Raw genomic sequence first — 23,089 nt, 5'->3', positions numbered from 1 at the left:
AATGGCCACCGTCATGGCGGTGGCCAGCTTATTCTAAATGATTATACCTGACGCGGCTGACGTAGTGTTTTGGCATGGGTGAAATAGCCACGCTGACGCATCAACTCACGACGCAGGTCAGGGTGCGGGGTGAAGCGATCGCGACCATGCAGCCAGAAGTGATTGTTAATCAGCAGGAAGCTGCCAGTGGCGACCGGAACCGATAGCTGATGTTGGCTACCTTCCAGCGAATCAGACAGATCAGCTAGCCAATTGCCTTCTTCCAAGTCCTTCGGCTGAACGAACTGGTCAATGTAGGCCATGATCGGGCGACCCTCGGTGTCCACATCGAACACGGGGTGGTAGATATCGCGATCAACATTCTTACTGGGTGGCGCGGTCCAGCGCATGTCACGACGCGCCAGTGGGTGAGAGTAGAAACTGTCTAACCCTTCCCAGTCATCGAGGTGCAACAGTAACGAGTTGCCGCCTTGCATGTTCTGTTCGTCAACTTTCATCATCAGCACGTAGTCGGTGTCCTGCTCCACGAACGTGCCGTCGTTATGCAGCTCCATCACGCGGTGCGGCTGACGTAGGTAGCTGTCTGAGTTATCGACGTTCTTCACCACAAAACGCGCATAGTACTGGCCACTCATGGCGTCGTAATTAGAGCGTCCCATCAGGTGAGACACTGCCGTGGCGAATATCACCATGTCGTCAGCCTGCTCAACCTGATCCAGCCCCTCTGGCGTCACCAGAAACGCTCCCGTATCCCGATCCACCATGGTATCGATCAACACCGGCTGCAAGGTGTTCTTACACAGGTCATCAAGAATCTTGGCCACTCGAAAACGCAGGAAAGACTTATATTCCAGTGCCTGAACCGGCCATTCCGACACGGCGTCAAGAAACGCTTTCACTGTTTCCTTAGGGAAGCTCAGTTGCAGTAAGCGGTCCGACTGCGGTGAGCGGCCAAGGGTGAAACCATGATGCTGCTGTGCGGGGATAGTGGCTGGAGCGTTCATTGGACGCCTCTCTTTAGCAAAAGGGTGAAAAAGAACCGATTGAATAAATAACCTACGCTTAAAAAATATCTACATTTTTATATTTCGTCAACGTTTTATATTTATTTAGTTAAAAATATGGTGCGAGCTCGACCACCAGGGGAGCTCACATCGTCAAAATAGTGGGGATCTCAGAGGGCGTTGCTAATGGGGGACTCCAGCCTACCGAGGCTTATGCTAACTTAGTCATTACTACGTCTAAGGTGCTGTCCTATGTCTATCGAAATTTGGTTTGCCTTTGCGCTTGCATCCGTGGCCTTGCTCGCTATTCCTGGGCCGACGATTTTGACGGTTGTCAGCTACTCCATCGCCCAAGGCCGACGCGCTAATATTTCGCTTGTCGCTGCGGTTGCATTAGGCGATTCCACGGCGCTGATTTTTTCGCTACTTGGCTTGGGTGCTGTTTTGGCCGCTTCGGCGTTTTGGTTCACCGTTATCAAATGGATTGGCGGTTTATACCTGCTCTATATGGGTATAAAGCTATTGCGTGCCGGGATATCGTCGGTTCAGCCGGTAACACCCGCCGTATCAGGGTCGCGCTGGAAGCTGTTCACCAATACCTATTTGGTAACGGCACTGAACCCCAAGGGCATCATCTTCTTCGTCGCCTTTTTGCCGCAATTTGTCAGCCCTGGTGCTAATGCGGGGCAGCAATTGTGGATTTTGGCAGTCACGTTCGTGGCGTTAGCGACACTCAATGCCACGCTTTACGCGGTGTTTGCCTCATCCGTGCGCAAGATGCTTGCCTCACGCCGCGCCCAGCGCCGTTTCAATATTGTGGGCGGAACGCTACTTTCTTCGGCGGGTGTTTGGGCGCTGCTGGCTAAGCGACCTGCATAATAAACGGCCTGCGAAATAGGCGGTTGGTGATTTTAGACTGTCAGGAAACCGACGGAATTAACCATGGCCAGGGAGGCCGGTATTCACAATAAGAGGCGGCATCACGCGCCTATCCATGGTGAAACCAAAGCTAGACGACTAATTTCTAATGACGGCAGCAATTATTATCTGCTAGCTTTTAGGCTAATTATATTTTGATAGTTGCAGGTTGTTGAATAAACGTAAGCGGAGTCGGTTACTGCGATCAGACACCTTGCTGGAAGTCCGTTTTCGACCCTGAGCGGACGTGTCAGCAAACGCAGCGGCACAATGATTGATGTTATACTGTCGAGCAATAATTAATAACATTAATTTTCAATGGGTTAGTAATGCCTTGGCACTATTGTTCCAAACGAAGCGGCATCCGCCATTACTTGGACAAAGCGAGCGAAAGCAGCCTGCGCAACTTTGCTAGCCGTGGAAAGCAGTAGGCCACGACCGAGTTCACCAAAAACAGTCGATTACGGGGTTTTTCTATCAGCCCTCGGCCCCCTTTGGCAGTGGCAGACGTCCCTCTGCCCAACAGGAGACAAAGAAATGAATTGGAACTTCCATCGCTATTATAACGACCCCAGTGACGGGCTTATTGGCAAGTTGAAATTGAGTGAGCAACGCGTTACCGAGCTCAAACAATTACGCGCTAAAATTCGAGATCGTACTAAAGAGGTGTTTGAAGAAGCGAAAGCGCTTGTCCAAACGTCAAATCTGACCAGCTCCTTAGAGAGCTTTAAGGCGCGTATTTCTGATACAAACCTTAAACACCTCAGCGATGAAGATCAGGCTGAAATAGCGATATTGCTATTGAACATGGATGAAGACGCAAGAAATTCCTTCCGGAATCTCAAGCCACGTTTCTGGACACAAGGGAGCTTTCAGTACGATACCCTTAATAATCCCTATGCCACCCCGCCACAGGAGATGGATATAGACGATGGCACTTACCTTCCTATGGAAGTTTTTAAAGGCAAACCTGTCATTGGTCACAGGATTCTCATACTGCTTGTGGACTCCTCATTGAAGTCCTTGGAGAAAGAAAATGCAGGCTGGCAGTTTGATTCGTCAAAGGCCACCTGCGCGCGCTTGAAAATTCCTGCTAAGCATACTCATATTGACGTTCCCATGTATGCGATACCGAAGGATCAATTTCTACTCAAAGAGGAATCTATAGCTGTAGCAAAATCACGCGGACTGGGTATGGAGGCTATGGATTCAATTAGCGGGTCCATCATGCTTAATCGTGAGGATTACAGGCTTGATGAAGATTGCGTGAACCTCGCTTTGCGCGAAGGTGAAAAGAAATGGATAAAGAGTGATCCAAAAACTATAGAAGACTGGTTTGTTGAAAGTTGTGAACGGATCGGCCCTGATTTGCGCAAAGTTTGCCGTTTTATGAAGTCCTGGCGCGATGCGCAATGGCAGGACGGTGGCGGTCCGTCTTCGATTTCACTTATGGCAGCAACCGTTAGCATTTTCGATAAAGTGCCCCTCCAGAAAGGAGATCTTGGAGCGGCTATGATGTCGCTTACCGAGAATCTTCCGGCGGAGTTTTTCAATGGTGTAAAAAGCCCAGATCTCACTGTTGAAAAACCTTTATTTCCAGGCCATCGTGAGCATGGTGAATATGAGAGAGAGGTTATTAAACGACTCAGTGAACTGCAGGAAATTTTAATAGAAGCTCAGAAATCCTCGACCAAAGTGCTTGCTCTCGATTCAATCAACCGGGCATTCGGACAGCGTGTAATTAAGAGCGAACTGATCGTGAGCGAAGTGTCTGCACCTGCGTTTGTAGCTGAACCTTCTCGTGGTGCTCAAGCCACTAGCATCAGTCCCACTATGGCAAGCGGTTAATATTACGTGTCTAGTGAACTTCATCAGATATTGCTGGGTTGTGGGTATCAGTACACCAAGGCTCAGCATATTTCTGAAAGCACACCTCTGCGCGCCCTCAACTCCTCCAAGGGCTTTTACGTTAAAAACTATGGAACAGTGGAAGGCAATTTCAGAATCGCATTAAGCTTACCTGCCGATCCACATATCACTTTACCTACCGCATACATTCTCAAAAAACCTGATCAATTCAAGGGCCTATTATTACCTCATATTAACTTGGGGTGGTATCTCTGCTACGTTCGAGAGATGGAAGCAGACTGGGATGCTAATAACCTGCATGGACTTTATTTGCAGGTAGATGGTCAGATCCAACGAACATTGGATGCATCAGTCGCGTCAGTAATGCACGGCTCTCTGAATGATCAAGAGATGGAAGGAGAGTTCGCCTCCTATTGGTTGTCTGATAAGGAACTCTATCTTATTTCAGATGCTGTAGAGAAGTTAGAAATGCAGTGTCATGTGGCAATTAATGCGATAGGAAATGAGAAATCAGAAAAAGGGTCTGGTGAGGAGTGGGTCGTCTTTGAGAAGGAAGAGGAAAAGGAGTTCTATGAGTGGATGAAGCAAAGGTGCCTAACACGAAGTAGTAGTAAGAGCATTCTCACTTGTTACCTCAAAGTTAATCCGTCGCGTCTAGCTGGGGTGGAGTGGCCGCCACAAAACTTTCGGGAGCTACTCCAATGGCTAAGTGAAGTGGATCTAAGTGCTCTCAGCCGCCTTCTAAAACACTTTGTTGATAATCCTGTTAAACGGCACGTAATCCTGTTCGATGTAAAGCATCAAGATTTGGTGGGTCTCTACGTTGAACTTGATCTTGCTGCGACCGGGCTGAATACTTATCCCAAGAAAAAAAATCGAAAGAAACATACCAGACGCGTAGTAAATACTAAGAAATTGATTGGCTGTCTATCTGCCAACCGTTCGGTTCAAAAATTCACTCGAATGGGGGTGACGAAGGCGGATAAGAAAACAATCCTGGGCCGCAATCGGCGCCGTGTAGCCAGTGAAGAGTTGAGCACTAAGAGTATCGCGCTTATAGGCTGTGGAACCATTGGCGGGTATCTTGGTGGCCTATTGCTTCGCTCCGGGGCGGGATGCGGTCAGTCTAGATTTGACCTCTATGATAACGACTCTTTCGGGCCTCAAAATTTTGGACGGCACCCCTTATCCACCGAGGATTTTGGACATAACAAAGCAATATCGTTAGCAGCTACACTTAAATCATCTACACATCTAAACTGTGATGTTGAGGGAAAACCTTATCAGTTTTCGATTCATCCTGAGCTATTGAACCAATACGACATTGTCATCGACGCTACTGGTCGTCCCCCAGTTGCAAAGCGTCTGGCCCATGTAGTTCGCACCATGGCACCCGATGAGAGACCTAAGCTCATCCATGGGTTTAATGACGGCAATGGCCGAGCATCAAAAGTCTTAATTGACGACGGCATGTGTTGCTATGGTTGTCTACTCACCGCCCCTGCATTTTACAAAAATGGCTTGGATCTACGGTTTGATAATATTGATGTTAGCCAAGAGCGTTTAGTCAGTTGTGGGAGCACTTTCACACCTTATGACGCGGCGGTCAGCGTAATAACGGCGGCAATGGTGCAAGAAGCTGTACTGTCGCTCTTGGAACCCAGCTTGAGTTGGACGTACAGCGAGCATATGCTCGATGGCAGCCGAACTAGGCGACCTCGCCTTTTACCGCGTAATTCCAATTGCCCAATCTGTCATGATTGAGACGGAACTGACATTTACAGATAGCCGGGGCAGTCTACTTGTAATCTTGCCTACAGTCCTGAGTAGACTCCTAAGCTATCGCCAGTATAATTTAAGCAACAACGAAGCAGCTGGTGTACTCATTGGCGAGCGCCGGGGATCGCACTTGGTAGTGCATCAGGTCTCGGAGCCGGGAAAAGGCGATATCAGACGCCGATATTTTGTTGATCGCCGAGGGCCTCATCATCAAGCTGCTGTCGAAGATGCTTTTTCACGTTCGTCCGGCCGTCTTCAGTACCTAGGAGAATGGCACACTCATCCTGAGGATGTTCCCTCTCCGTCTTCAACAGATTTAAATTCATGGAAACGATATCTTATTGCTGACGAGCCTATGGTCTTGCTGATAGTAGGTAAGAATGAAATATGGGCTGCTAAAAAATGTACTTCAACTGTCATTCCGCTTCTCAAGATTTGATGGTACTTATAGGTGCTCAGTTATCAACGTATCTTAGTGGTGATCATCCCACCAACTGCCTTTATTCCAATGTTTAAAGGAATGTTCAGTTGAAACGTTCATGGCATGACCATCCATGGGTAGGGTCAAAAGGATGGCATTCATGCTTGTCATATTCTAAGATTAATTGACGGTTGGGAATCGATCGAGGCTGTGTGAAAACTGTTAAACCGTCCAGAAGTTGACGTCCGTAAGCAAAATCTGGAGAAATTTCGCAATGAAGATGACTCAAATTTAGCGAGAGAGCGCGATTTTTGATAATTTTTTGGCCGGATCGAGACTCTTCGAGCGTTTTTACACAGCCTCGCACCAAAGCGGCCGTGCCGTTGTTCGGGTTTGCTAGTGCGGCAAGCCGCGCAAGTTTGGTGTAGGCTGCTAACAAACAAAGTCAGCCGACGCGTACCGCGCAGCTGCTTCAAGCTTTAGGCTCCAATAAAATAGCAACAGAGGTTTTAGTTGAAATACATTTCAATTGATGGTGATGATGTAGGTAGAAAAATAACCTCATGTTATTTAAGTAATGATCGTGACGGGCTTGTGAAGTTAAGCCAGTCCCTTGAGGTTTCTACTAAGGCAATATCCATTAAGCTTCAGGAGCATGGATTTGACGTTATTTTTTGCGCCGCAGATGGAGTTGTGGGCTCGACAGCATTAGAGGTTGATGTGAGATCGTTATTTTCTGAGATGCGTGAAATTGCTCCAGAAGGAGTGACTTTTTCCGCTGGAGCAGGGGGGAATCTTCGTGAATCATATATCGCGTTAACTTCAGCTAAGTGCAGTGGGAAAAATTGCTTGCATGAGTATTCTGCATTAGATGATGCAAGCAAGGAGAGCGCAATTGTTCAGAATCGTTAGGTTTGATCTTCTTTTAAAATACATTGCTCTAACTACTGTAGTCATCAGCATGGGGATTTATGCCCTTATACAAACATATTGGTTGCCTGGTATATCTTTATTTAAGGTCATTACGATATCGTCAATAGTAAGCACCCTTTTAGTTCTATTATTATTGACCTCCTTTATTTCTCGAAAATTATGGGGTGTTCTAGCTTGGTTTGATAAATCAATGTTTCCTGATTTAAATGGAACATGGGAAGGAAAAATTACTCTTGAAGATGGTAAAGATATTTCCGCCAAGGCTGTGATTCGACAATCGTTGCTCGCAACTCAAATTGATATGCATGGTGAAACGACTAAATCAATTACTTTGGAAACAACTCCAACAATAGAGCAAGGGCAAAAAAAGCTATACTACGTCTATCGTTCAACTCCAAAAACACCAGGATGGCCTGCATATAATGGTTCTACATTATTTGATATCCGTACTATAGGCTCGGAAAAAGGTAAAAAGTATGAGCTTTCTGGGCAATATTATACTGACCGAAAAACAGTAGGTAGAATTCGGCTAACTCAGGTTTGTAAAGACTCTAATAAGGATGTTTCGTTTTACTAAGGAGCCTAATAAGCGCAGACTCAACGATGGCTTAACCGTTGCGGCTTCGCCTCCTCTTAAAGGGTACGGGCGCAGAGAAGTTGCGAATAACTGGTTTTTCTCGTTCAGTGAGAAACCCTCCGAGAATAAAATATTTTAAAGGTTGATAGATATGTGGAAAGTACTTCCGAAACTCGGACTATTAAAGCTATTGCTCGCTATTTTTTCAGCATTATTCCTATCTGCATTGATTCTACTAATTGGACCTGATGGTGGCGATCTTTCCTGGGGCAACTTTGGCGACTCTTTTAAGCTTGCAACGCCAATAACGCTAATATTTGTCGCAATTATTTTTTGCATTGGAAAGTGGGGATGGCTGATTTTTTGGAAACTTCCATTTCTTGGTAGTGTTCTACATAAAGCGGTGTGCCCAAATCTCAACGGAAAGTGGCTAGGCGAGGTCCACTCAAGTTACACCGACGAAAATGGAAAAAAAACCGTAAAGGAAGTGGAGCTAACAATTAAAGCAGATTTATTTGGATTTAATTTGGCATTGAGGTCACTGGATGGCTACCAAGGAAGCAAGGTAATACAAAGCGAACTTTACAGAGATCCTCGCACCGGAACTTTCTATCTGAGTTATATTTTTGAAGCTTTGGTTCCTATTCCTAAAGATACTGATGATAGATTTTTTGAGGGAGCGGCCAAGCTTGAGATCATAATTAATGAAGAAAATACGGTCTTGAAAGGGACATACTGGACAAATAGAGCATGGCAACGTGGGATGAATACTGCGGGACTAATTACAATGGAGCGAAAAAACAAGTAACAAGTAGTTACTAGGGACTGCATTACCCTCCACTCCATGCAGCCCCAGAGCAAGGCATTACATCAGTACCGCCTTAAAGACCGCTCTTGGCCGAGTGCAGAACTTTGAGCTACTTTGATAGTGCATTGGCAGTTGGCACTTAAAGCTGACAATGCTGGTGGAAATGAAAATGTGGCAAGCCATTATTGTATTGGATTTTGTGCGTTAGGGAAGGTGGGCAAGAATAGGTGCTGACCTCCAAAAAAACTTCTGCGCTCAAACGTTCGTCATAGCTTCAGGAAAATTAAAATTAAGGTGTGATAAATTGAAATTACCAATTTATTAGTCAGCTAAGTTATTTCCAGCATGCGGCCTCCACCGGATACACCTATCGAGGCACCGCATGTTTGAGCATAGATCTGAAGAAAACTAAAAGAATAAGGTGATAAATATGCTAAAATTATATCTTTCTTTACCGGTGTATATGTTAATAACTGGGTGCGGTATTTTTGATGGTACTGCAAATAACTTTGAATCGAACAGTGCGGTTGGCTATGTTCCGCCAATAGAAGATACAACAACATATTCTCTCAGAGAAGGTGGCAATGGTATATCTATACAGAATCCAAATATCTCATACCCTAGTGGGGATGAAGTTATTAATAAAGGCGAATGTATCGCGATTGATATGATTGGAGGCTATATAAACCAAACATTTGAACCTATGCATGAAAGAAAACTATTCGGGTCAAGAGCTCGAAGTGAAGTAACCGTGGCAATAGCGACATATGAGAGAAGGGACAGTACAACGATTAACCAAAATCCAGAAGAGATTTTTCCTTCAAATGCTGAATACAACATATTTTCTACATCAGGGCAATTGTCTGAAAGACCATTAGCAGTAGAAAATGTACCTATCTACGGGCCACGCAGGTACGAAGGCGGTGATCTTTTTTTTCACATAAGTATGGTGGAACAAGATAAGGAAGAATTAGAAGCACTTAAATCCGACATTACGACACAAATAATGGAAATATCACAGAGACTACCTGAAGATACCCAGAGTCTTGACGTGCATAGCGCTTTATCCAAAGCGATGGCTGATGCTACATTTACTTTGTCTGGAACAGGAATGGTTGCTGTTGGATTAAATGCGGTAGAACTTTTTATATCTGCCTATAAAGAAATACACAGTGATGATGACCAGATCATACAGCACAGTTTTAGTCTGACATCTGGAAATAGGTCACCAAATATCCATCAGCCAGTTTTGCGTATTGGGTACTATCCGATTGCTAGATTATCAACAAAAGAAGATTATCCTGAAGGTTTTAATGGGGCGAACTTTGATCCAATCGCCCCAAGATTGACTATGGGTGAACCCTTAGATGATCCTATATGGGTAGCTTTCAGAGTAAGCAAATTCGATACTTGTTTGTAGTGGCATAGTGCTAATGTGCGCGGTTACCTGACAATGAAGCATCTCAATCAGATGCTTTGACCATTTCAAAAGGTGGCTGTTGGTGAACGTACTCGCGCTGCATGCTGGCGGCGTAGCCAAAGCGTCATATCAGCACTACCCAAAAGACCGCTCTTGGCCGATTTTAGACCTTCGATCAATCTGGTGAAGTTCATGATGTGCATTAAGCTGAACACGTTACGTTTCTAAGCTAGGTGGGCATGACGTTTTATCATCTTCTGAGGCTGACCAGTCGGCTCTCGTTTTCAAGCTGTTTAGATTGCTAGGGGACAAGTGTGGTCGAATCATTACGCGAGTTGCTAACTGAGTTAGAGCAATTTGGCCAGGAAAACGATGCTGCCATTGCTGATCGTCCGCGCCGTATGTTGAATATCACTCGTGATACGGGGGAGTTTCTTTCGGCACGGATTCAATTCATTGGGACTTTGGCGAGTTGAAGCAGAGATCGTCTCTGACTCGGCAATGTATGGGCGGCTGGTAAGTGACCATCCAGCATCTCATAACCAGGGAATGCACGCGACAAGCGAGTGATTGCGGCGTTATAAGGCATCACCTGACGTATGATTTAGAACGGAAAGATTGATACTTCGGCAATGGGATGACGAAGACCTATATCCCTTTTCACAGATGTGTAGGGATAAGGACGTGATGGAGTTCTTCCTGAAGCCTCTGACGGAGGAAGAAAGCTACAGTATGGGGAGAAGAATCAAGTCTCTCATTGCTGAGCGTGGGTGGGGGCTTTGGGCTGTAGAGGTCCCTGATCAAAGTAAGTTTCGCTCAGGATATTCTGAAATCCGATATTGAAAAGTACCGGAGTGTCGCTGGTGGCGAGCAGGCCACGTTCTTTGATCGTGGGGTGCGGGATGCGCTGTACATGCTTGATGCGGAGAACGCGTTGTCACGGGTGGACATCGCCAACTATGTTCAACTGTTCCCCTATAATCCCGTTGTTTTTCTTCTGACGCCATGGGAGGACATTTACGGTACAGATTCAGAGCGTGATCAAACATTCGAGGAGTCCCGCAGGGTATTCGAGGGGATGAAAAGCTGGTATTCGCAATGGGGTTACAAAACGCTGGATGCCACCTCCATCCACCAAGCGAGCGTTGCCTAAAAACCCACAGCCTAAGGCTGGGGGAATCAGGTCAAGGAAGTGAATATGCCCACGACTGCTGAGTAAGGTCATGAAATATCCAGAGATCGGCCTGCACATACGTACCTACGATGATGAAGTGAAAAGTCATTCCCACGACCATCATCAACTGGTATTGCCCCTGGTCGGCACGCTGTTTCTGTCAGTAGATTCCATGGCGGGGGAGGTGGCACAGCACCGTGCGGCCATCATCCCTTCAGGAAGCGGCCATGGGTTTGCTGCAACAGAAGATAATCGGTTTTTGGTGGCCGATTTGCCTGTAGGGCTGGCTCCTGCGCTAGATAAGCTGCCTTGTTTCGTGGGGCTGGATTCGGCACTGCACCATTATGTCCAGTTCCTTCATGCTCAGGCTATGAGCGGGGCTGGGTCAAACGTTACCCAGCATCACATGCTGCTATTACTGATACAGCTGCTGCAGGAGCGCTATGGAAGTCAATTGAAACTGGATCGCAGGGTTCACACAGCGCAACAGTTTCTGGATGATCATTTCCACCAACCGATTTCCATGGCAGAGGTTGCTAACGTGGCCCATTTGAGTATTCGGCAGTTGAACGATCTTTTTCGCCATCAGGTGGGCGTGACGCCTCATCAATACCTCACAGAAGTGCGAATGAAAGAGGCGTTTCGGCTTCTGGAACAGTCAGGCCTCAGCGTTCAGCGGGTGGCTGATTCGGTAGGCTATTCGTCGTTATCGGCCTTCAGCGACCGCTTTAGACGTCACTTTGGCAAACCGCCTAGCCACTTCCGCCGTCTCTCGACATAATTCCGCCAGGATTCAAAAGATTCCCATCGATGCCATGGATACGCTCTCCCGTCACTGCTAACGCATGAGAATCTCGGGGGAAAGTGACATGGCAACCGTGAATGCCGCTACCTGGATCGGATCCATTTCCGTTCTGCTTTGGGGTACTTTGGCTTTGCTGACCAAGCTATCCGGCGGAGATATTCCAGAGTTCCAGCTGATGGCCATGACTTTCGGCATTGCGTTTCTGTTGATGGGTGGGCGTTGGGTCTTGGCTGGCCATACGGGCGTTCGGTATATACGCCAGTCGCCGTTTGCTTGGTGTATCGGTATCGTCGGGTTATTCGGTTATCACTTTGCATATTTCAAGGCGATGACGCTAGCACCGGCGGTGGAAGTCAGCCTGTTGGCTTACCTCTGGCCACTACTGATCGTTCTGCTGTCTGCCCTGTTACCGGACGAGAGGATGCGAGCTCAGTCTATCGTTGGCGCCTTGGTGGCGCTGGTGGGTTGTTGGTTGTTGATCAGCCGAAATGCAGGCGGATTTGCTTGGGAGAACCTGCCCGGTTATCTGGTAGCACTGGCGTGTGCATTGATTTGGTCTTCTTACTCCGTGCTTAGCAGATTGGTGCGCTCAGTGCCAACCGATGCCGTCGGTTGGTTCTGCGGCGTGACGGCGCTGCTGGCTTTAGGGTGCCATATGCTGTGGGAAGAGACGGTGTGGCCGGATGGCTTGATGCAATGGGTAGGCGTGGTTGGGCTGGGCCTTGGGCCGGTTGGAATCGCATTTTTCACCTGGGACTATGGCGTCAAACACGGGAACATCCAGCTACTTGGCACCCTAGCCTACAGCGCGCCACTCATTTCGGTGGTGCTACTGATCTTGGCGGGATACGGCGAGGCCACGGTGGCCGTATTGAGTGCTAGCGTGCTCATCGTCATTGGTTCTTTGATCGCAAGCCGCGCGAAGCACCGGGGCGCGCAGCGCTAGAAATGATGGCAGACTGATAACGCTCGTTGAGCAAATAGGCGCAGCCATGGAACATTCATCCGCAGTCACGCTGGCGTTGGCAGACGCATCAGCATTTGATGCGTTCAAGCAAGAGTTAAAAGCCTCGTTTAGCGTGAAAAACGGCTTTCGGGAAAAAAGTATCATCGAGCTGGAGCAAATCGGTATTCACCCGGAAGCAGCAGGTAGGGGGCTGGGTAAGCAGCTCATTGTGGAGTCGCTAGCACCGTTCAAGGCTCACGTGCGCCGCCAGGGCTGCGATGTGGGGGCGGTGATGGTGACCACCTCGGAAGGCAACTTCGCAGAGAAGCTGTATCAATCCACGCTAGGAGTCTCCCGCGCGGCCGTGATTAGCGGCTATGGGGCTGGAGATGAGGTGATCTTATATAACGCCAGCGTAGGCCCAGAGCGGGGCGGGTAGCAGGCAGCCTTCGTAAGAACCCTAGCTACGTTGTTGCGTCCGATACTCAGTAGGACTGACACCTGTCTCTGTGCGAAAGCGGTTGCTGAAATGACTGCTGGAGCCAAAACCGCAGCGTAGTGCGATCTCAGTCATATTTAGCGATGTTTCCGCCAACAAGTATTGCGCCCGGATAAGACGACGGTGCAGCACATAGCGATGTGGTGGGTAACCAGTGGCTTGTTTGAACATGCGGGCGAAGTGGTAGTCACTTAAGCCAGTGATACCCGCCATGCATGCCAGCGTAAGGGGTTGGTTCAGGTGATGCTCAATGAACTCCACCACTCGTTTTAATTGCCACGCAGGTAGTCCACCGGTTGGGCGCAGAGTTGGCAGTCGGCGCTGGCTATAGTGGCGTAGGGTGTGTATCAATGCCGTTTGGGTGGCGGAATCCAGCGCTAATTGATCCAGCGGGTCTTGCCAGTTGCTCTGGCCAAGGGTGGTGCAAAACAGCTGAGTGAGCAGGGCATCCTGGGCGAAGTCGATTTCGTCCAGTTGCACGCTTCGGCCATCTTTATCCCATACCTGTTCGATACCGATGAGCGTAAGGCTTTGTCTACACGTGATGGGGTATTTGATGAACATCGTCCACGCAGCGAGTATGAACAGCAGGTGGGCGAGAAAGCTGATCCAGGCATTGGGTTTTGATATGACATCGCTCCAGTGCTGGGCCGTTAATGGCTCGGATTCACACCATCTGCAAAGGCTGCTTGCGCGTTGGCGGAGGATAGGCGGCATCGATCTGGGCCAGGTCATCGTCGTCGAGTCTGACGTTATCAGCATCAAAGTTTTGCTTGAGGTGATCCAGATTCACAGCCTTAGGAATTGCAATCACGCCGGGGTGGCGCAGTGCCCAGGCGAGGGCGACTTGCGCGGTGGTGGCGCTGTGTTTGTCGGCGATGCGTTGCAGGGCGGCATCATGCAGTAACGCGCCGCCTTGCCCGATGGGGCAGTAGGCCATGAGCGGCATGTTGTGTTGTGCTTGCCAGGGCAACAGGTCGTGTTCAATCCCCCTTGCTTCGGGGTTGTAGAGCACCTGGTTGGTGGCGCAAGCTGGCGCGTCGAGCTCAGCTAAGTCGTCAATGTCGAAGTTCGATACACCCCAGCGTAGAATCTTGCCCTGCTCGCGCAGCCGCTCAAAAGCTTCCACTGTTTCGCTCAGCGGGTATTGGCCGCGCCAGTGCAGCAGGTATAGATCAATAGTGTCGGTGCCCAACCGCCGCAGGCTGCGCTCGCAGGCGGCTTGAACACCCTTGGTACTGGCGTTGTGGGGGTAGACCTTGCTGACCAGATACACCTCATCGCGCCGACCGAGGATCGCTTGGCCAACGATCTCTTCAGTACCGCCTTCGGCATACATCTCTGCGGTATCGATCAGCGTCATGCCCAGATCCAAGCCTTCGCGCAGCGCCCTGACCTCAGCCTGCCGCTGACCTGCATTCTCGCCCATATGCCAGGTGCCCTGGCCGATACGGGGTACGCTTTCTCCGCCTAGCTCTATTGTCTGCATATCGCTATCTCCTGCTGTATCTCCTGCTGTGGTACTGCTCTGACTATCCGCCGCCACCGCAGTTCATGAACCAAAACCAGCACCTTGAGCAATCGAAAGCCTCCACCATGTGAAAAGCTCCTCGGTGATCATGCAGGCGCTTATTTACGTCAGATTAATATCCAGCATAGCTTGGTCTAGCAAGTGCTTGAAGAAGAGCGGGTGGTTAAGGTTCTTCGGCTCTGGAGTCACTACGAATAGTGCATAAACTGCCGCTGTTAGTGGGCAACTTGTCGTTAACTGGTGATCATCAGCGGTGATTGCCCCACTTGGGAAGTGATACTATAGTGCCACTATCAGTCTGACTCAGAGTGTGCCCATGAAAGTTGAACTTGTTACCAACCTTAAGCGCCAAGCCACAAAAATCTTGGCAGACCTGCATCTTTCGAAAGAGCCGGTACTGATCACTGAACATGGCAAGCCATCCGCATACCTTGTCGATGTGCAAGATTACGAGTTTATGCAGCGCCGACTAGAGCTGCTTGAGGGGCTTTCGCGGGGAGAGCGCGCTGTACTTGAGGATAGAACGTACAGCCAAAGTGAGGCCAGGGAGAAAATGAGTAAATGGCTGAAGTAATTTGGACAGAGCCTGCCCTTCAAGAACTGGATGCCATCGCTGAGTACATTGCTCTGGATAATCCTGCTGCCGCAAGCCATCTGGTCCAAGACGTTTTCGATAAGACCGAGCGTTTGGAAAATTTCCCCCAATCCGGACGGATTCCTCCTGAGCTCCCCAATTCGGTATACAGGGAGGTAGTGGTTCCACCATGTCGCATTTTTTATCGTGAGGAGGAGAAACAGGTTCTGGTCCTTTATGTTATGCGAGAGGAGCGGCAGCTTCGTGCGTACATGCTTGGGAACAGCTAACCAGGGGCGTTACTAGAATACCGTTGTCTTAGCTGCGTCAACGTCACCGGTGAGCTTTCGATCAATCTGGTGAAGTTTATTATGTGCGTTAAGCTGAAAACGTTAAGTTTCTAAGCTAGGTGGGCATGACGTTTTACTACCTTCTGAGGCCGATTAGTCGGCTCTTGTTTTAAAGCTGTTTAGATTGCTAAGGGGGCAAGTGTGGTCGAATCATTACGCGAGTTGCTAACTGAGCTAGAGCAATTTGGCCAGGAAAACGATGCTGCCATTGCTGATCGTCCACGTCGTATGTTGAATATCACTCGTGGTACGGGGGAGTTTCTTTCGGTACTTACCCAAGCCACGGACGCAAAACGAGTGCTGGAGATTGGTACCTCTAATGGCTATTCCACGTTGTGGTTTGCCCAGGCCGCTCAGAAGATTTCCGGGCACGTCACGACGGTAGAGCTTTCTGAATACAAGTTCGATCTGGCCGCCACGAATTTTGAGCGCTCGGGTCTTTCTGACTACATTACATCGCTGCAATGTGAGGCTGGCAAGTTGCTGGAAAGCGTGGAGGATTCTTCATTCGATCTGCTCTTTCTCGATTCTAACCGTTCTGAGTATGTGCAGTGGTGGCCGAATATTAAGCGAGTCTTGAAAGGTGGTGGGCTTCTTGTGGTGGATAACGCCACCTCCCATGCTGATGAAATGGCTAGTTTTGTAGCGCTGGTGTCGGCAGACCCAGATTTCGCTACGTGCACTGTGCCAGTCGGCAATGGTCAATTTATGGCAACGCGGGCCGCATGATATTTGAACCATTGAGCATAGATAATTGAGTTAATAAATAAACGTTTATGCCATATTGTCGTTAATTTTTTTGGAAAGATTATTGTGAATCCAGCTGTTCAGGCTAAGTTTGAAACCTATCCGAAAAGCGCTCGGCGGCAGCTTGAGAGTGTGCGGCAACTTATTCTGACAATAGCGGCTGAGGATGGGTTGGGTGATGTCGAAGAAGTGCTCAAATGGGGAGAGGCTAGTTACCTTGTTAAAGGAGGCACGACCATTCGCATCGATTGGAAAGCGAAAGACCCAGATGCTATTAAGGTATTTTTTCACTGCCAAACGCGTTTGATTGAAACGTTCAAAGAGATATATCGCAGTGAATTTGAGTATGAAGGCAAGAGAGCTATTGTGATCCCTTTGGGTATGAATATTGAGCAAGTCCCGTTAGGGCATTGCATCGAGTTGGCTCTGAAGTATCACAGGCTTAAGCATTTGCCCCTTCTCGGTGTGTAACTGTTGAGTAAAACGCATTAAATACACTAAGTACGGTCGTCAGGCGCTCGTCTTTCGCGCAGTTTATGGCGGGCGTTGAGGCAAGTACGACGATGATTGAAATTGAACGTCCGCAAGCGTTGGCGCGCTTACGTCGCATTGCCCTGGCTGCGCAAGGGTTGCTGCAAGTTCAGCCGTTCGGGCGCGGTTTGGCTGGAACCCGTGCCGCGATTAATCATCTGGGTTATGTTCAGATCGATACTATTTCAGTTGTCGAGCGAGCCCATCACCATGTGGTTCACTCGCGAGTGCCTGGGTTCAAACCAGACATGATTCATCAGTTGTTGATCAATAGAGACATCTTTGAATATTGGGCCCATGCGGCTGCTTTTTTACCCATCGACGATTTTCGCTTTTCGTTACCCTACAAATACACCATCAAAAGTGGCCAAACGCACTGGTTCAGAAACCCTGACAAAAAGCTGATGAGTGAGCTATTGGCTCGTATAGAATCAGATGGCCCGCTGCGCTCTCGAGACCTGGAAAACACGACGACGAAACGCTCAGGCTGGTGGGACTGGAAACCTGCCAAAAAGGCACTGGAACAGTTGTATATGCAGGGCGACCTGATGGTCAGCGACCGCGAAGGTTTTCAAAAAACCTATGATCTAACCGAGCGGGTACTTCCAGCTCATATCAATACGCAAATGCCCAGCGTGGAAGAGTTTGCGACGCACATGGTCGACCAGCAATTACGCTGTCATGGGTTTGCATCACTCAAAGGCTTTACCTATCTACGGCGTAGCTCTGAGCTGCGCAATGCAGTGAAACATCTGGTAAACGAAAGGTTAGCGCAGGGAACGTTAGAAAGCGTAAAAGTAAGCAGTGGCGAGGTCTTTATAGTGGAAGCGGGGACGCTTGAGAGCCCGTTGCCTAGGTTAAAAAACCGGCTGCTGATTCTTTCCCCGTTCGATAACAGTGTTATTCAGCGCGAACGGCTCAAGGCGCTTTTTCAATATGATTATCAATTGGAATGTTATGTGCCTGAAGCCAAACGTCAGTATGGCTATTTTTGCCTTCCGCTACTTTATCGCGATGCCTTTATTGGGCGTATGGATTGTAAAGCCCATCGAAAAAGCCGTCATTTAGAGATCAAGTTCTTACATTTCGAACCACATACGTTTGATGAGGGGCTCGTCGTAACGGCTTTTGTGGATGCCATCACCCAGTTTTGTCATTTCCAGCAGTGTGATACTGTGTCGTTGACTGATGTCCACCCCGACCATCTAACCCAGCATTTGCGCAGTGCGCTTCAAGCTCTGGGGTAAGGTGAGGATCACGTAGATTACTATGTCTGAACAAACGCTACTGTTACGCTTGGCAGATTTGATTTTAATTCTCCACGTTTTGTTTGTGGCGTTTGTTGTTGTCGGCCTGCTAGCCATCTACGCAGGGTATTTCCTGCAATGGCAGTGGGTGCGACATCGGACATTCCGGATCATTCATCTGTGTGCCATTGGTTATGTGGTCGTGCAGGCGTGGTTTGGGATCGTTTGCCCATTAACCACGTGGGAAATGGCGCTACGGGCCAAGGCTGGGGCGGGTACTTATACGGGCTCTTTTATTCAATACTGGTTGCAGAGCCTGCTCTATTTCACTATGCCTGAATGGGTATTTATCGTGGTTTATACCCTGTTTGGTGGCTTGGTGCTGGCTAGCTGGTTTGTCGTGCGGCCAAATCACACTTCCGTTAGTTTTTTCAGATCCTGATATCTTCGAACCCGGCTAACCAAGCGCAATGCATTGGTGTGGCCTGCTGCGCTAATGGCAGGGAAGCTTGTCGCTCAATGTTCGATAATATATGATTCGTATATGTTTCATATTCATTTCGTATATTTTGAGAGGGCGCTATGGGGATCGTGAAAATTAATGATCAGCTGCACGAAGACGTGCGCAAGGCTAGTTCGGTGATGGTGCGTTCCATCAATGCCCAAGCTGAATATTGGATAAAAGTAGGGATGCTCGCGGAGGCTAATCCGGGCATGACCTTCTCTGAAATTATGCGTGACCAAATGCAGCAAGCCGATGTCGATCTAAGGAAGGTGATTGGTGGCTAAGGTAACGCTGAAAAGTGCAGAGGAACTGCGCGTAATGCGCGAGGCTGGGCGGCTACTCGCATCAGTTTTCAGTTATCTCGATAAACAAATAGTGCCCGGCATCTCCACGATGGATATTAATCATTGGGCCGAAGATTATATCGTTGACCATTTACAGGCTCGCCCTGCCAGCAAGGGGCAGTATGGCTATCAGTATGTGTTGAACGCGTCAGTCAACCATGTGGTTTGTCATGGCATTCCATCTGAAACGCAAAAACTTAGGTCAGGCGATATCGTGAATGTCGATATTACCTTAGAGAAGGGCGGGTTTATCGCAGATTCAAGCAAGATGTACCTTCTTGGAGATGTAACGCCCTATGCCAAGCGGTTGGTCGATAAAACCTACGAGTCCATGTGGCAAGGGATACACGCGGTTAAGCCTGGTGCAACGTTAGGTGATGTAGGTTACGCGATTCAGCAATATGCTGAAAAACAGGGCTACTCTATCGTTCGTGAGTATTGTGGGCATGGAATTGGCCGAGAAATGCACGAAGAGCCCCAGGTGCTGCATTATGGGAAGAAGGGTAAAGGACTGGTTTTACAAGAAGGTATGGTATTTACCATAGAACCGATGGTTAACCAGGGGAAAGCCAAGATAAAAACCAAGAAAGATGGCTGGACAGTGGTTACCAGTGACAAGAAGTTGTCTGCACAGTGGGAGCACACGATTGCGGTCACTTCATCCGGTTTTGAAGTGTTAACACTTCGCGACGACGAAACCATCCCTACAGCCATTAACCATTAACCATTAACCATTAACCATTAACTGTTCACCATTCACCACCGTATTTCATCCTCTTAAATCCCCTCTGGCGAAGCAGATCAGATGCGTTAAGCTGAAAACCTAGGTGCAGTTAGGTCCGCATATCTTGGAGAAACCTCATGACGAGCTTCGCAAAGAACACTATTTGCCTTTGGTACGATGGTCGCGCAGAAGAGGCTGCACGCTTTTACGCTGATACCTTTCCTGATTCGTTCATCAAGGCCGTTCATTATGCACCGGGAGACTTTCCGTCGGGTAAACAAGGGGATGTATTAACCGTCGAGTTTTCCGTGATGGGCATTTCGTGCCTTGGGCTCAACGGTGGACCTGCGATCACACACAATGAGGCGTTCTCTTTTCAAGTCTCAACGAATGATCAAGCCGAAACGGATCACTATTGGCATGCCATTGTTAGCAACGGTGGTGAAGAAAGTGCCTGTGGCTGGTGTAAGGACAAATGGGGCGTATCTTGGCAGATAACACCGGCGGTACTAATGAACGCGATTACCAATCCCGACCCTAACATCGCTAAGCGTGCCTTTGATGCGATGATGCAAATGAGAAAAATCAACATTGCTGAGATTGAGGCGGCGCTTAAGGGGTGATGCGTTTGCAAGGCCGATCGAATGGCTGGCAGCGCGTTTGTAGTGCGGCCAAACGTCCGCTTTCGTTAATACGCGTCTGACGCCCAACTGCTATTATTTTTCCGCTAACATTTTCCACTAGCACTTTCCGCTAACTACAGCTAACGCTAAGGATGGACTCAAATGCTGACACTCATCATTGTTTTGGTAGTCGTCGCCGTTATCGCGTTTTACGTTATCGGAATCTACAACCGTCTTGTTTCGTTGAAAAATCGCTTTGAGAACGCCTTTGCCCAGATTGAAGTACAGCTTAAGCGGCGGCATGACCTAATTCCTAACCTGGTAGAGACCGCCAAAGGCTATCTGACCCATGAGCGGGAAACGCTGCAGTCGGTCATTGAGGCTCGTAACACGGCAGTGGCCGGACTTAAAGCGGCGGCGGCGAACCCTGGTAGCGCCAAAGCAATTGCTGATCTTGGTGGTGCTGAAGGTGCACTAACTCAGGCGATGGGACGGCTCAATGTCGTCATGGAAGCTTACCCAGACCTAAAAGCGTCGCAAAATATGATGCAGTTGTCAGAAGAGCTCACCAGCACGGAAAACAAGGTGGCTTTTGCGCGTCAGTCATTCAACGATGCGGTAATGCACTACAACACTTATCGGCAGAGCTTCCCCCCAGTGGCGGTGGCTGGCATGTTTGGGCATGGCCAAGATGCCTCATTGCTAGAATTCGAAGACAGCGCCCAGATCCAAGTGGCACCCAAAGTATCGTTCTAAGCTACTGCGCAGGAGCTAGGATTAGATGGATTTTTTTACTGCTCAGGAACACGCTCGGCGCAAAACCTGGCATCTGGTTGTCTTGCTGGTACTAGCAGTGCTGGCGTTGGTTGCCGTGACGACATTGGTGGTTGCTATCGCCTTGCAGCTGATGCGCGGCGCAGAACAAAGCAGCCTTTCGGCGCAGGGAGTGTGGTCCGCGCTCTCATTCCAGCTAGTCGCTGGTGTGGCCATCGGGGTGCTGGCTGTTGTGGTGCTAGGCGGTCTATTCAAACAACGTCAGCTCAGTGGTGGTGGCCGGGCAGTCGCAGAAGCGCTCGGCGGGCGCGAGATTAATCTAATGACCCAGAACCCCGATGAACGCCGCATTCTCAATGTCGTTGAAGAAATGGCCATTGCATCGGGCACGCCGGTGCCTTCCGTTTATGTCGTAGAGGAAGAGGGCATCAATGCTTTTGCGGCAGGGTATCAAACCAGCGATGCGGTGATCGGTATTACCCGTGGCACCATCCGCAACCTGACACGGGAAGAGTTGCAGGGGGTCGTCGCGCATGAGTTTAGCCATATTCTGTACGGCGACATGCGGCTAAACATACGCTTGGTCAGCATCCTCCACGGTATTCTGCTGATTGGGCTATTGGGCGGTACTTTGCTACGTAGCATGCGCTATCGTCGTGCCGGAGGCAGTAAACGTAACAACTCCGCGGCGATAATTTTGGGGTTGGGAGCGGCGCTAATGGTGGTCGGCTATGCGGGGACCTTTTTTGGCAATCTGATTAAGTCAGCGGTCAGCCGCCAGCGCGAATATCTGGCGGATGCTTCCGCAGTTCAGTTCACCCGTAACCCCTATGGCATTGGTAATGCGCTGATCAAGATTGGCTCGCATAGCCAGGGTTCCTACCTCAAAGCGCCACAGGCAGCCGAATTCAGCCACCTGTTTTTCGGCCAGGGCATCAAGCTGGGATTTACGCTTATGATGGCGACCCACCCGCCACTAAAAGAGCGTATTCAGCGGGTAATGCCAGACTGGGATGGCCGCTTCGAGGTTCGCTGGCCGCCGCAGCAAACGGATCATGACGCCCCTGGCTCAGTAGATAATGAAGATGATAGTGAAGACCGTTCTGATGCGAAGCTAAGCAGAGGGACGTTGGCTGCTGTATTAACTGCAGCTTCTGCTCAAACGGCCATTAACGCCATCGGCCAGCCCAGTCAACGCCACCTAGCGCAAGCCAGGGCAACGCTAAATGCGCTGCCAGAACGAATCAAAACTGCGGCCCATGAACCCTATACCGCCCGAGCGTTAATTTATGCACTACTACTAAGCGATGAACTATCAGTTCGTGAGCAGCAGTTAGATGCATTACAACAAATTGCCTTGCCAGATACTTATCAAGCGCTGATGGGCATTGGTTCCGAGGTATTGAGGCTGAATATCGAGTTACGTCTACCGCTGGTTGAGTTGGCACTACCAGCCTTAAAGTTGCTTTCCGTTGATCAGGCTCAGCACTTTCGCCTCTGCATGGAGCAATTGATCAACGCGGATGGCCACGTCAGCTTGTTTGAATGGGCGCTGTACCAGCTGCTACTGAACAATCTGGGCGAAAAGAACAGCGGGCTCTCTCATCTTAAACTGGGTGATTTACAGCGAGAGTGCCAGCGCCTACTCAGTGTGCTGGCAGCAGCAGGCCAGGATAACCCTGAAGAGATTAGCGCAGCGCTTAACGCAGCGGAAAGCGAGCTGCCGTTCGCCTTATCTGCCACTGACGAAGTAAGTGATATGCGGGCATTAAGCTTGGCCGTGGAGCGTTTACGGCGCTTGAAGCCTTTGCAGAAGCCCGTTCTTCTGCAAGCCATGGCGCGCTGCATTGAGCATAGCGGGCATATTCGCCCAGCCGAAGCTGAGTTGTTTCGGGTAATAGCAGATATCCTCGACTGTCCGATGCCGCCGCTGCTGATAGATGAGCGATCTGGTGCTGTAAAGTAAAGAGAATATTGCTGGAAAAT

At 49.1% G+C, this 23,089-nt stretch carries 28 protein-coding genes and 1 pseudogene; 26 read left to right on the top strand and 3 right to left on the bottom strand.

The genetic code is table 11. The features are described 5' to 3' along the window. Nucleotides 1-41: 41 nt before the first annotated feature. Nucleotides 42-1,004 carry a glutarate dioxygenase GlaH gene (gene glaH, locus CEK60_RS08040; RefSeq protein ID WP_089038582.1) on the bottom strand — a complete coding sequence of 321 codons (963 nt, stop codon included), beginning with the start codon at nt 1,002-1,004 and terminating at the stop codon, nt 42-44. A gap of 252 nt (nt 1,005-1,256) precedes the next feature. Here glaH and CEK60_RS08035 point away from each other — a divergent pair, with 252 nt between their 5' ends. The 14 genes from CEK60_RS08035 to CEK60_RS07970 all read left to right on the top strand — a co-directional run bounded on the left by CEK60_RS08035 (nt 1,257) and on the right by CEK60_RS07970 (nt 13,093). Beyond that, nucleotides 1,257-1,883 carry a LysE family translocator gene (locus CEK60_RS08035; protein WP_089038581.1) on the top strand — a complete coding sequence of 209 codons (627 nt, stop codon included), beginning with the start codon at nt 1,257-1,259 and terminating at the stop codon, nt 1,881-1,883. Between the two features lie 576 nt (nt 1,884-2,459). Beyond that, nucleotides 2,460-3,770, top strand: a complete 1,311-nt coding sequence (locus CEK60_RS08030; RefSeq protein ID WP_089038580.1) for a CBASS cGAMP synthase — start codon at nt 2,460-2,462, stop codon at nt 3,768-3,770. A gap of 6 nt (nt 3,771-3,776) precedes the next feature. Next, a complete protein-coding gene (locus tag CEK60_RS08025; RefSeq protein WP_089038579.1) occupies nt 3,777-5,555 on the top strand; it encodes an E2/UBC family protein in 1,779 nt (592 codons plus the stop codon). Beyond that, the gene (gene cap3, locus CEK60_RS23010) at nt 5,488-6,009 is read left to right on the top strand and encodes a CBASS system CD-NTase/cGAS isopeptidase Cap3 (RefSeq protein ID WP_198361477.1); all 522 of its coding nucleotides are present in this window, start codon (nt 5,488-5,490) and stop codon (nt 6,007-6,009) included. The genes CEK60_RS08025 and cap3 overlap by 68 nt, the downstream gene beginning before the upstream one ends. Before the next feature lie 495 nt (nt 6,010-6,504). After that, the gene (locus tag CEK60_RS08015) at nt 6,505-6,903 is read left to right on the top strand and encodes a mCpol domain-containing protein (RefSeq protein WP_089038577.1); all 399 of its coding nucleotides are present in this window, start codon (nt 6,505-6,507) and stop codon (nt 6,901-6,903) included. Beyond that, nucleotides 6,887-7,501 (top strand): Cap15 family cyclic dinucleotide receptor domain-containing protein, encoded by a 615-nt coding sequence (locus CEK60_RS08010; protein WP_089038576.1) that lies wholly within the window; start codon nt 6,887-6,889, stop codon nt 7,499-7,501. The genes CEK60_RS08015 and CEK60_RS08010 overlap by 17 nt, the downstream gene beginning before the upstream one ends. A gap of 151 nt (nt 7,502-7,652) precedes the next feature. Continuing rightward, on the top strand, nt 7,653-8,309 hold the full coding sequence (locus CEK60_RS08005) for a Cap15 family cyclic dinucleotide receptor domain-containing protein (protein ID WP_089038575.1): 657 nt from the start codon (nt 7,653-7,655) through the stop codon (nt 8,307-8,309). Between the two features lie 430 nt (nt 8,310-8,739). Then, a complete protein-coding gene (locus CEK60_RS08000) occupies nt 8,740-9,729 on the top strand; it encodes a hypothetical protein (protein WP_089038574.1) in 990 nt (329 codons plus the stop codon). A gap of 314 nt (nt 9,730-10,043) precedes the next feature. Beyond that, nucleotides 10,044-10,205, top strand: coding sequence for a hypothetical protein (locus CEK60_RS07995; protein ID WP_232471488.1), 162 nt, complete (start codon nt 10,044-10,046; stop codon nt 10,203-10,205). A gap of 190 nt (nt 10,206-10,395) precedes the next feature. Then, complete coding sequence (locus CEK60_RS23005; RefSeq protein WP_446718662.1) at nt 10,396-10,572, top strand: hypothetical protein; 177 nt, start codon at nt 10,396-10,398, stop codon at nt 10,570-10,572. Next, the gene (locus CEK60_RS07985; protein ID WP_332459900.1) at nt 10,526-10,882 is read left to right on the top strand and encodes an AAA family ATPase; all 357 of its coding nucleotides are present in this window, start codon (nt 10,526-10,528) and stop codon (nt 10,880-10,882) included. The genes CEK60_RS23005 and CEK60_RS07985 overlap by 47 nt, the downstream gene beginning before the upstream one ends. A gap of 70 nt (nt 10,883-10,952) precedes the next feature. Further along, nucleotides 10,953-11,684: an AraC family transcriptional regulator gene (locus CEK60_RS07980; protein WP_089038572.1), complete on the top strand. Its 732-nt coding sequence runs from the start codon at nt 10,953-10,955 to the stop codon at nt 11,682-11,684. An 88-nt stretch (nt 11,685-11,772) separates the two neighbouring features. Then, nucleotides 11,773-12,654: an aromatic amino acid exporter YddG gene (gene yddG, locus CEK60_RS07975; protein ID WP_232471487.1), complete on the top strand. Its 882-nt coding sequence runs from the start codon at nt 11,773-11,775 to the stop codon at nt 12,652-12,654. A 46-nt stretch (nt 12,655-12,700) separates the two neighbouring features. Beyond that, nucleotides 12,701-13,093 (top strand): GNAT family N-acetyltransferase, encoded by a 393-nt coding sequence (locus CEK60_RS07970; RefSeq protein WP_089038570.1) that lies wholly within the window; start codon nt 12,701-12,703, stop codon nt 13,091-13,093. A 21-nt stretch (nt 13,094-13,114) separates the two neighbouring features. Here CEK60_RS07970 and CEK60_RS07965 read toward each other — a convergent pair whose 3' ends face one another. Then, nucleotides 13,115-13,633: a helix-turn-helix domain-containing protein gene (locus CEK60_RS07965; protein WP_198361476.1), complete on the bottom strand. Its 519-nt coding sequence runs from the start codon at nt 13,631-13,633 to the stop codon at nt 13,115-13,117. A 187-nt stretch (nt 13,634-13,820) separates the two neighbouring features. After that, nucleotides 13,821-14,642 carry an aldo/keto reductase gene (locus CEK60_RS07960; RefSeq protein ID WP_089038568.1) on the bottom strand — a complete coding sequence of 274 codons (822 nt, stop codon included), beginning with the start codon at nt 14,640-14,642 and terminating at the stop codon, nt 13,821-13,823. Between the two features lie 93 nt (nt 14,643-14,735). Between CEK60_RS07960 and CEK60_RS07955 the strand changes: the two are divergent. The 12 genes and pseudogenes from CEK60_RS07955 to CEK60_RS07900 form a co-directional block, all read left to right on the top strand. Continuing rightward, nucleotides 14,736-14,822 (top strand): annotated as a pseudogene (locus tag CEK60_RS07955) (Txe/YoeB family addiction module toxin); the annotation flags it as partial. Between the two features lie 178 nt (nt 14,823-15,000). Continuing rightward, nucleotides 15,001-15,258: a type II toxin-antitoxin system Phd/YefM family antitoxin gene (locus tag CEK60_RS07950; protein ID WP_089038567.1), complete on the top strand. Its 258-nt coding sequence runs from the start codon at nt 15,001-15,003 to the stop codon at nt 15,256-15,258. Next, nucleotides 15,246-15,548, top strand: coding sequence for a type II toxin-antitoxin system RelE/ParE family toxin (locus tag CEK60_RS07945; protein WP_089038566.1), 303 nt, complete (start codon nt 15,246-15,248; stop codon nt 15,546-15,548). Before CEK60_RS07950 ends, CEK60_RS07945 begins: the two co-directional genes overlap by 13 nt. 201 nt (nt 15,549-15,749) lie before the next feature. Beyond that, nucleotides 15,750-16,337 (top strand): O-methyltransferase, encoded by a 588-nt coding sequence (locus tag CEK60_RS07940; RefSeq protein ID WP_089038565.1) that lies wholly within the window; start codon nt 15,750-15,752, stop codon nt 16,335-16,337. 84 nt (nt 16,338-16,421) lie between these two features. Next, nucleotides 16,422-16,826 (top strand): DUF1801 domain-containing protein, encoded by a 405-nt coding sequence (locus CEK60_RS07935; RefSeq protein WP_089038564.1) that lies wholly within the window; start codon nt 16,422-16,424, stop codon nt 16,824-16,826. Between the two features lie 92 nt (nt 16,827-16,918). Further along, nucleotides 16,919-18,133 (top strand): winged helix-turn-helix domain-containing protein, encoded by a 1,215-nt coding sequence (locus CEK60_RS07930; RefSeq protein ID WP_089040879.1) that lies wholly within the window; start codon nt 16,919-16,921, stop codon nt 18,131-18,133. 22 nt (nt 18,134-18,155) lie between these two features. Continuing rightward, nucleotides 18,156-18,575, top strand: a complete 420-nt coding sequence (locus tag CEK60_RS07925; protein WP_089038563.1) for a DUF2784 domain-containing protein — start codon at nt 18,156-18,158, stop codon at nt 18,573-18,575. Nucleotides 18,576-18,715: 140 nt separating this feature from the next. Continuing rightward, entirely contained in the window at nt 18,716-18,922 is a 207-nt protein-coding gene (locus CEK60_RS07920; protein ID WP_038485042.1) for a ParD-like family protein, read from the top strand. Further along, nucleotides 18,915-19,706, top strand: a complete 792-nt coding sequence (gene map / locus CEK60_RS07915; RefSeq protein ID WP_089038562.1) for a type I methionyl aminopeptidase — start codon at nt 18,915-18,917, stop codon at nt 19,704-19,706. The genes CEK60_RS07920 and map overlap by 8 nt, the downstream gene beginning before the upstream one ends. Nucleotides 19,707-19,843: 137 nt before the next feature. Next, a complete protein-coding gene (locus CEK60_RS07910) occupies nt 19,844-20,329 on the top strand; it encodes a VOC family protein (RefSeq protein WP_089038561.1) in 486 nt (161 codons plus the stop codon). A gap of 162 nt (nt 20,330-20,491) precedes the next feature. Next, nucleotides 20,492-21,085 (top strand): LemA family protein, encoded by a 594-nt coding sequence (locus CEK60_RS07905; RefSeq protein WP_089038560.1) that lies wholly within the window; start codon nt 20,492-20,494, stop codon nt 21,083-21,085. A 25-nt stretch (nt 21,086-21,110) separates the two neighbouring features. Then, entirely contained in the window at nt 21,111-23,069 is a 1,959-nt protein-coding gene (locus tag CEK60_RS07900) for a M48 family metallopeptidase (RefSeq protein ID WP_089038559.1), read from the top strand. The last annotated feature ends 20 nt before the right edge of the window (nt 23,070-23,089 follow it).

Origin of the sequence: Halomonas sp. N3-2A (assembly GCF_002216165.1) — a bacterium.
Lineage (GTDB): Bacteria > Pseudomonadota > Gammaproteobacteria > Pseudomonadales > Halomonadaceae > Vreelandella.
The sequence above is the reverse complement of the archived record's forward strand: the minus strand, read 5'-3'. Positions and strand labels throughout refer to the sequence as shown.